Below are 8420 nucleotides of genomic sequence, written 5' to 3' on the forward strand. Positions count from 1 at the left end.
TCAGCCCCTTTAGACAGATTAGGAACAATAGGAGCGAGTGACTGAAGGTATGGAATTTTATGAAGATATAAAACAAATTTTACGTGATGATGAAAGCAAACAATCTGCAACTAAGATACAATCTTATAATCACCCACAAGGCTGGCAGGCGGTAGTAAGAGAGGATAGAGAAGAACAGCAAGTACTGATTGTGGTACATCGTTTTGGAGAGGAAGAAGAACCAATATCAATACCGCTACCTAATTATAAAAGATGGACTGTGCAAGGGGATTATTCAACAAAAGGCAAGTCGTATTATATAACAGATCAGAATACACTTGAGATTCAAGGATTATCGAAATCGGATGCAGCAGGTATATGGCTTAATTAAAGCGTGTCATTCAGACGAGTTTACATTCTAATAGTCATATGAGCTATCTTTGAATGGAGGATTGCTAAGGGAATGGAAACGATATTCAGAAGGTGACAGCCCAGTTACCTTTTTGAACGCATGAGTAAAATTGTGACTATCACTGTATCCAAGACTATATGCAATCTGTGCAATCGTTTTATTAGTTGTAGTGAGTTCGGCTTTTGCATGTTCCATCATCTCTTTAATAAGATACTGTTTTAAGGAGATGCCTGACATTTGTTTGAAGAAGGTTGAGATGTATTTTTCATGATATCCAAAGTAAGCGGCCAAGTCAGATACACGAATAACACCGAACTTATTCCAGGTAATGTAATCAAGAATATCTTGATACAATTGTTCTTTACCAGAGAATTTATTATCCAGAATGTGCGCCTGTTGATTGTATAATTCTAAGAGAACACCAAGGGCTAATGTATTAGACGTGTATCCGTGATGATATCTACGATCAGTTTCTTGAAGTTGACTTAATAATATAGTAATACGTTCCATATTAGGAACAACTCCATGGTTTGGAAGGACTATGGAGTTGTTTTTTTGTAATTGCAGCTCCATATGGATACTAGATATAGGAGCAGTAAAATGTAACCAATAAAAGGAAGCATATGAAGGTTTAAAACCATATTGCTTCTTAGTTGGGTGCATAATAAGATATTCACCACGAGAGATAGAGTAATGCCTATTCTCGTCAGCGATGTGTAACGTACCGTCAATCATAAAGAATACTTCATATTCCTGTAATGCTCGGCTCATATGTGTCCATTCGGATGAAGTAGCGGTAAAGATTCCGGTCCATATGTAATTAAACTCTTCTGTATTTATTAGTTCAGTTAGAAGTAAACTCCAATTCTTATTGTATAACATCTTACAAAATCACACCTTTCATAACCTAATAGTATTTATTAATACATGGATTAATCGTAAAATATACACAAACTTCGCACTTACAGATATCTTGGAGTAGCCAACTGCTATAGCAGGCGAAAAACCAGCTATCGCTTAGCTTCACACGTAGCAGTACTGAAATCTCACGTTGCTCAATTAAGTGCTGATGTGTTCAGATAGTTTTTCTTATGAATATAGCAATTACCTACTCTAAGTGAAGTTTATTATGTGTGAAGTTTGGGTTAATAACAGATATAACGAATATGAATTAAGTATATCTAGATTACTTTGTATACACAAGGATAATCTTAGAGATATTGAAAAATCACACCATATTACGATTGAATGAATGGTGTAGATTTACTTAAGTGAAAATCATGATAGGAGGAAATAGCAATGAACCAAAAAGAGTATAGTAAACCACTTAATTTGAGAAGGGTTGATGTAACAGATACCTTTTGGAAGAAGGAGATGGAATTAATTCGGAAAGAAGTTATCCCTTATCAATGGGAGGCTTTGAATGACCGTGTAGAGGGTGCAGCACCTAGCTATTGTATGCGTAACTTTAAGATTGCAAGCAAGCTTACAAAGGAAAGAAGTTTACATAAAGATGTACCAAAGTTAATAGATATCAATTTGAATGGGTTTGAATTTCTACCAGAGGAAGAAAACAAATTGGAAAATCGTTTTTACGGGTATGTATTCCAAGATAGTGATTTTTCAAAGTGGATTGAAGCTGTTGCATATTCACTTACGCAACACCCTGATGAGCAATTAGAAAAGATTGCAGATGAAGCAATTGATCTTGTATGTGAGGCGCAACAGCCAAATGGGTATCTTGATACCTTCTACATAATCAATGATATGAATAAAGTGTTCACTAATTTAAGAGATCATCATGAATTATATTGCTTTGGACATCTTGCAGAAGGTGCGGTAGCGTATTATCAGGCAACAGGTAAGGATAAATTACTAGATGCGGCAAGACGTTATGCAGATTATATAGATTCCGTATTTGGAACTGAGGAAGGAAAATGTAAGGGGTATCCAGGACATGAAATTGCTGAGATGGCTCTTGTACGTCTATATGATGTAACTGGGGAGACGAAGTATCTTAAATTAAGTGAATATTTCATAAATCAAAGAGGACAGAAGCCATATTATTTTGATTTGGAATTCAAGGTAGAACCAAAGGATAGGGATGAACTTCGTTATCTATACAATCAGGCACACCTTCCTGTTCGTGAACAAAAAGAGGCAGTAGGGCATGCCGTTCGTGCTACGTACCTGTATTCGGGTATGGCTGACTTGGCTAGAGTTACCAAGGATGAGTCGTTGTATGAGGCTTGTGTTAATCTATGGGATAGTATTGTGGATCGCAAGATGTATATAACAGGTGGGATTGGTGGAACACACATGGGAGAAGCATTTTCGTTTGATTATGACTTGCCTAATGATACAGCGTATGCAGAAACTTGCGCTTCTATTGGATTAGTATTCTTTGCAAGAAGAATGCTTGAGATGAAAGCTGATTCCAGATTTGCCGATGTGATGGAGAGAACATTATATAATGGTGTTCTCAGTGGTATGGCTTTAGATGGAAAGAGCTTCTTTTATGTAAACCCATTAGAAGTTAATCCGCTTGCCTGTAAGAAGGATGAAAGAAAGCAACATGTAAAAGCCAGTAGACAAAAATGGTTTGGCTGCGCATGCTGTCCACCGAATATTGCTAGATTAGTAAGTTCCATTGGTTCCTATGCGTATACGGAATCAGAAAACACCCTTTATGTCCATCTTTATATGGGAGCTAATATTCAAAAGACAGTTGGAGACCATTCATTGCATGTTAAAATAGAATCTGGATTTCCTTGGAATGGAAATGTAACCCTAGAAATAGAAGCTAGTACACCAATAGAAAGTACAATTGCTCTTCGTATACCAGATTGGTGTGATACCTATACAATTAGTAAGTTACAAGACGATGAAAGAACGATAAGAGATGGATATCTCTATATCACAAAGACTTGGGAGGGCAAGGAGGAATTGCAACTTGATTTCTTAATGAAATCAAAGATTGTTCATGCGAATCCAAATGTGCGTGAAAACACAGGAAAAGTGGCAATAGTAAGGGGACCAATCGTATATTGTTTAGAGGGAGTTGATAATGGTGAAGACCTGCATCTTATTCAGATTGAGGAAAAGAATTGTATTATAGAAGAGGCTCTGGGAAAAATAGAAGAGGAATCCATTATCAAACTTACCGTGTCAGGAGAAAAAGCAGTCGTTAAAGATGAAGAAGTGGCATTGTATCGTACAAAGCCATTGGAATATAAGAAGGAAGTATTTACTTTAATACCATATTATACTTGGGCAAACCGTGGTGAATCAGAGATGTCAGTCTGGATTCGACAAAAATAATCATGTAGTTATTGAAACTATATAATTAAGAAACTGAAACTATTATTTGTTGACTATAATACTAAAGAAGTGTATACTATAATTAGTTTGAATGTCAAACTAATTATGAAGATGCTATACAAGAAGAGTATAGGAGGGTATACGTTTATGTTAATGAAGCCACTTATAATAGGACAATTAAAAGCCCGTTTACCAATTATCCAAGGCGGTATGGGAGTTGGGATAAGCCGTTGCAATCTTGCTGGAGCAGTAGCACTAGAAGGTGGAATTGGTGTTATCTCAACTGCTCAGATTGGCTATGATGAGGAAGAATTCAGTAGGAATCCAATTGAGGCGAACCTTCGCGCAATTAAGAAACATCTGCAACGAGCAAAAGAAATTGCAAAAGGCGGTATTGTAGGTGTTAATATTATGGTAGCAACGAAACAATACGCAGAATATGTAAAGGCAGCTGTGGAGGCGAAAGCAGATGTTATTATTAGTGGGGCTGGTTTGCCTATTAATTTACCAGAATTAGTAAAAGGTAGTGTTAGTAAAATTGCACCTATAGTTTCTAGTTTAAAAGCAACATCCATTATACTTAAAATGTGGGATAGAAAGTATAACACAACAGCAGATTTTCTGGTTATTGAAGGTCCTTTAGCAGGTGGCCATTTAGGTTTTCATGAAGATGAGCTGGTTGATATTGACATGGATGCTTATCAGGAAGAGATTAAGAAGATTATTAGTCTTAAGAAAGAGTACGAAGAAAAGTATAATCAAGAAATCCCTGTTATCGTGGCAGGCGGTATTTTCGATAAAGAGGATGTAAAACGAGCATTACTTAATGGAGCAGATGGAATTCAAGTGGGAACAAGATTTGTTACGACCAAAGAATGTGATGCATCAGATGCCTATAAACAAGCGTATATTAATTGTAAGAAAGAAGATATTCGTATTATAAAGAGTCCAGTAGGAATGCCTGGTAGGGCAATATGGAATCCGTTTCTTGAGAAGCTTACGAAGGGTAGAAGTGAGATTAAACATTGCTTTGGCTGTTTGGAGCACTGTAATCCTAAGGAGGTGCCGTATTGTATAACAAAGGCACTTACTAATGCAGTGGAAGGTAAGTTAGAGGAAGGATTAATATTCTGTGGTGACAATGCAGATCGGTTAAAGGAGATTACTACAGTTAAGCAGGTAATGGAAGAGTTGACGGTGTAATTGACAGTATATGTGAGTAATGAACTTTAAACCTTTAAGTTCTTTACCGTTCTCGATTAAGGTTTTGAGCAATAACGGAATAAAGAGAATATAGATAGGTATGTTCGTAATGTTATATGTAATCTGATTAGATGACGCCCTATGTAAAAGTGATATATTTTATTGACGTTTTGAATGGATACATGATACAATTAGTTTAATGATTTAAAACGATGAAGTGCTTACTTTAATACTAAATGTATCGGTATATTGACCTGTACAAAGGTTGAAGATTTGGGCGATAGAAGCGCAGAAAAGAGGAGAAATATGGATTACAGAACATACCTAAGAAACTACCCTGATAAAGAAGGAAGATTTGGACCTTACGGTGGAGCTTATCTATCAGATGAATTGACACCAGCTTTCGAAGAGATTAATGATGCGTATCAAACAATTTGTCATTCTTCGCAATTCATCAGTGAATTGAGAAGAATTCGTAAGGAATTCCAAGGAAGACCAACACCAGTATATCATTGTGAAAGATTATCTAGAAAGTATGGTAATTGTCAAATCTATCTTAAGAGAGAAGATTTAAATCATACAGGCGCGCATAAATTAAATCATTGTATGGGTGAAGGGTTACTTGCCAAATACATGGGTAAGAAACGATTGATAGCAGAGACTGGAGCAGGGCAACATGGTGTTGCGCTGGCAACAGCAGCAGCATTCTTTGGACTAGAATGTGAGATACATATGGGCGAAGTGGATATTGCAAAACAAGCTCCGAACGTAACGAGAATGAAGATTCTTGGTGCAAAGGTGGTTCCAGTCACATCAGGGCTTAAGACATTGAAAGAAGCAGTGGATTCTGCATTCGAATCTTATGCTAAGAATTATAAAGACTCTATTTACTGTATTGGTTCTGCACTTGGACCACATCCTTTTCCGTTGATGGTACGTGATTTTCAATCAGTTATTGGATATGAGGCAAAGGATCAGTTCAAAGAGATGACAGGGTTATTACCAGATGTAGTAACTGCTTGTGTTGGTGGTGGAAGTAATTCAGCAGGAATGTTTATTCCATTCTTAGAGGAGCCAGTGGATATAGTTGGTGTAGAGCCACTTGGTAGAGGCACTAAGCTTGGGGATCATGCCGCTTCTATGACATATGGCGAGAAAGGTGTCATGCACGGATTTGAAAGTATTATGCTAAAAGATGATAAGGGAGAACCAGCACCAGTGTATTCCATTGCCAGTGGCCTTGATTATCCATCTGTTGGACCAGAGCATGCATTCTTACATGACCTTGGTAGAATTGAATATACAACTGCAACAGATGAAGAAGCTATGTCAGCATTCTTTCAATTATCACGATTAGAAGGTATCATTCCGGCAATTGAAAGTTCACATGCTGTAGCATATGCAATTCGCAAGGCACAGGAGATGAGGCAAGGTTCCATACTTGTTTGTCTAAGTGGTCGTGGTGACAAGGATATTGATTATGTAGTGGAACATTATGGTCTTGGAGAACAGTTTTTATAGAATAATTTTGGTATAATAATAAAGATATCGAGAGAGGGGATTTCACAAATGTGAAATCCCTTTTTAGTTTTTTTCTTTTGATTGAATTTATTGTACAATTGTGGTAACTTCACATCAAAATAGCCATGGGAAAATGGGGTAAATTATTAGATTGACAATATTAATAAACTATAGTAGATTAAAGATATAACAATTAGTTTGGTCACTAAACTATATAAGGAGGAAATAAGTATGAGCTATTTTAACGGTATTGGAAAAATCAACTATGAAGGACCTGAAAGCAAGAACCCATTGGCATTTAAATACTATAACCCAGATGAGGTAGTAATGGGAAAAACCATGAAAGACCAGCTTAGATTTGCTATGTCTTATTGGCATACCTTCACTTACATGGGAAATGACCCATTTGGTGGGCAGAGTATGTTTCGTCCTTGGGATAATACAGAAGATACTATGCAAAAAGCTATTGAACGTGTTCACGCGGCATTTGAATTTATGGAAAAAGCGCAGATTCCTTTCTTTTGCTTCCATGACAGAGATATTGCTCCAATGGGAAAAGATTTAAAAGAAACAAATGAAAGATTAGACATAATTGTAGCAGTAATCAAAGAAGAGATGGCTAGAACAGGAATCAAATGCTTGTGGGGAACTACCAATGCATTTGGTCATGAAAGATTCGTTCATGGAGCTGGAACTTCTTGCAATGCAACGGTATTTGCTTACGCAGCAGCTCAAATTAAAAAAGCTATGGAAATCACGAAAGACTTAGGTGGAGAAAACTACGTATTCTGGGGTGGACGTGAAGGCTATGAAACTTTACTCAATACAGATACTGAATTGGAACTTGACAACCTTGCAAGATTACTTAAGATGGCTGTTGAATATGCTAAAGAAATCGGTTTTACAGGACAATTATTAATCGAGCCAAAGCCAAAGGAACCAACCAAACATCAATATGATTTTGATGCAGCAACGGTGCTTTCCTTCTTAAGAAAATACAATTTACAAGACTACTTCAAACTTAATATTGAAGCAAACCACGCAACACTTGCACAACATACATTCCAACATGAATTAAATCAATGCCGTATTAATGGTGCACTTGGAAGTGTAGATGCAAACCAGGGAGATATGTTACTTGGCTGGGATACAGATCAATTCCCTACTAATGTCTATGACACCACTCTTGCAATGTATGAAATCTTACTAGGTGGCGGGTTTACAAAAGGTGGATTAAACTTTGATTCTAAAGTAAGAAGAGCTTCCTTCGAAGAAGACGATCTATTCTATGCTTACATTGCAGGTATGGATGCGTTTGCGAGAGGCTTAAAAGTAGCGGCTAGATTAATTGAAGATAGAGTGTTCGAAGACTTTAAAGAAAAACGTTATGCAAGCTATCAAGAAGGAATTGGAAAAGATATTGTAGAACATAAAGTAGGATTTAAAGAATTAGAGGCCTATGCTTTAGAAAATGGAATTACACCTAATGTATCAGGTCGTCAGGAACTATTAGAAAGTATCTTAAATCAATATATTATGGAAACAAGGTAGAGATTATTTAATCAATATATCTAATTAACCTCACCCTAGAAATAACCCAGATAAGTGTTTGGTAATAAAAATGGAAAGGGGCTGTTGCAAAATGACTGATTTTCAGTCATTGAGCAGCAGCCCTGTTCTTATTTTTACTTAATGGAAATGTATTGAAATTCATTTTGTTTTTATGCGCACTTTAATAAAGAGTAGCCATTCTCTCTTTTTAAGCTGATCTTTTCAAACTGTGCAGATAGGATTTCAGCCTGTCATTCTGTATCTTGGCATGGAGCTTGTTAATGTTATAGCCAAAACACAGTAGCATAAATTCAGTTTTTACTCGGTTTTTGCCACGTGTTAAAAATCTTTGGAATTCATAGTCGCTTTTGAGCACACCGAATGCACCTTCAACCTGAATGGAACGGTTCATTCGAAGCCTTTTCCCTTCTTC

7 protein-coding genes are annotated in these 8420 nt (G+C 36.7%); 5 read left to right on the forward strand and 2 right to left on the reverse strand.

The window, feature by feature from the left end:
* Nucleotides 1-49 precede the first annotated feature (49 nt).
* Nucleotides 50-370 carry a hypothetical protein gene (locus BUB90_RS11660; protein WP_073287858.1) on the forward strand — a complete coding sequence of 107 codons (321 nt, stop codon included), beginning with the start codon at nucleotides 50-52 and terminating at the stop codon, nucleotides 368-370.
* A gap of 27 nt (nucleotides 371-397) precedes the next feature.
* Here the strand turns inward: BUB90_RS11660 and BUB90_RS11665 are convergent, their stop codons facing one another.
* Nucleotides 398-1273, reverse strand: a complete 876-nt coding sequence (locus tag BUB90_RS11665; RefSeq protein ID WP_084139217.1) for a helix-turn-helix transcriptional regulator — start codon at nucleotides 1271-1273, stop codon at nucleotides 398-400.
* A 417-nt stretch (nucleotides 1274-1690) separates the two neighbouring features.
* Here BUB90_RS11665 and BUB90_RS11670 point away from each other — a divergent pair, with 417 nt between their 5' ends.
* From BUB90_RS11670 to xylA, 4 genes are all read left to right on the forward strand, one after another.
* The gene (locus BUB90_RS11670) at nucleotides 1691-3712 is read left to right on the forward strand and encodes a glycoside hydrolase family 127 protein (RefSeq protein WP_073287860.1); all 2022 of its coding nucleotides are present in this window, start codon (nucleotides 1691-1693) and stop codon (nucleotides 3710-3712) included.
* A 147-nt stretch (nucleotides 3713-3859) separates the two neighbouring features.
* Nucleotides 3860-4915, forward strand: a complete 1056-nt coding sequence (locus tag BUB90_RS11675; protein WP_073287862.1) for an NAD(P)H-dependent flavin oxidoreductase — start codon at nucleotides 3860-3862, stop codon at nucleotides 4913-4915.
* Between the two features lie 306 nt (nucleotides 4916-5221).
* Nucleotides 5222-6436, forward strand: a complete 1215-nt coding sequence (trpB, locus tag BUB90_RS11680) for a tryptophan synthase subunit beta (RefSeq protein WP_073287864.1) — start codon at nucleotides 5222-5224, stop codon at nucleotides 6434-6436.
* A 231-nt stretch (nucleotides 6437-6667) separates the two neighbouring features.
* Nucleotides 6668-7987 carry a xylose isomerase gene (gene xylA, locus BUB90_RS11685; RefSeq protein WP_073287867.1) on the forward strand — a complete coding sequence of 440 codons (1320 nt, stop codon included), beginning with the start codon at nucleotides 6668-6670 and terminating at the stop codon, nucleotides 7985-7987.
* Between the two features lie 208 nt (nucleotides 7988-8195).
* Here the strand turns inward: xylA and BUB90_RS11690 are convergent.
* On the reverse strand, nucleotides 8196-8420 hold a 225-nt coding region (locus BUB90_RS11690; RefSeq protein WP_170865482.1), incomplete at its 5' end, for a transposase.

Origin of the sequence: Anaerosporobacter mobilis DSM 15930, assembly GCF_900142955.1 — a bacterium.
In the GTDB taxonomy this organism is placed as follows: Bacteria; Bacillota; Clostridia; order Lachnospirales; family Lachnospiraceae; genus Anaerosporobacter; species Anaerosporobacter mobilis.